General features: G+C 50.4%; 1 protein-coding gene. It reads right to left on the reverse strand.

Annotation, left to right across the window (positions count from 1 at the left end):
• Positions 1-1,253 (reverse strand): amino acid adenylation domain-containing protein (locus BUB86_RS16890; protein ID WP_175549541.1); only part of this gene is annotated, 1,253 nt, incomplete at both ends.

A 1,253-nucleotide genomic window follows, 5' to 3' on the forward strand; every position in this document is an offset into this window, starting at 1 on the left:
GCAAAGCAGCTGTCCATCATAAACATTCGCTATGGCCTGACGAATACCATCGAATTGAGATGCTTGATTTTCTATCTCACCTAACTCAATGCGGAGCCCCCTTAGTTTCACCAGAGAGTCAATACGTCCGAGATACTCAAGCTCTCCCTGTCCATTCCAGCGGCAGAGGTCGCCTGTACGGTAGGCCCGTAATCCCATGAAGGTCGTGAACTTTTCAGCATCCTTATCCGACGGATGCAGATAGCCACGTCCGACACCTTTACCACAGATTATCAGTTCGCCGGCCACTCCGCAAGGCAACAGTCTCATAGACGGGTCTACAACATACAACTGGTAGTTGGCCAGCGGGCGGCCAATGACAGGCGTGTCATAGTCACTCTCAATCTTGTAGTATGTAGTATATATGGAACATTCGGTGTGGCCGCAGCAGTTATAGAATTCGTAGGGGGGCTTCCTGACAGCTGACAGCTTCTCACCGCTGACGGAGAGAAGTCGCAGGGAATGATTCTCTATGGATGAAGCGAAGAAATGTCCTACCTGCGTAGTAAGGAATGCTATGCTGACGGCATTATCCTCCATGTAGTGGTTCATGCGGCCGATGTCCATACGCATCTCGCTGTCAATGATATATACGGAGGCACCGCAAGTCATTGCAGGATAGAGATCCATCATGTGGGCATCGAAACCGAAGTTTGAATAGGCCAAAGCCCGGTCGTCAGATGTCATGCGGAATTCTTTGTTATACCAGTGGCAGAAATTCACGATGCCATGGTGTTCCAGTGCCACGCCCTTAGGCCTGCCCGTAGAGCCGGAAGTATAGAGAATGACATACCTGTGTGAAGGCAGTGGATCAGGTAACGGACTGCTACACTTAGGCAAAGTCTCCAAAGCATCAGACGTGAAGATTTCTCCTTTAAATGACGGCATGGCATGATGCACTCGTAGTCCTTCACTCAGGATGAGACGTACTTCGGCATCCTGGCACATGTACTGCAGGCGCTCCTCCGGGAAATTGAAGTCGAGCGGCATGTAGGCTGCGCCAGCCTTCATGATAGCCAGCGGATAGATGGCCATCAGTTCTGAACGTTCTATCATTACACCGATGGCCTCTTCGGGCTGTACATGGTACATATTAATAAGGTATGCAGCTAAATGGTTGGTCAGGTCATCCAGCTCACGATAGGTCATCTGCCTGTCCTTGAATACGACGGCAATGTTATTAGGAGTCTTAGCTGCCTGAGCACGGAACAGGC

It is taken from the genome of Xylanibacter ruminicola (assembly GCF_900142525.1).
GTDB lineage: Bacteria > Bacteroidota > Bacteroidia > Bacteroidales > Bacteroidaceae > Prevotella > Prevotella ruminicola_A.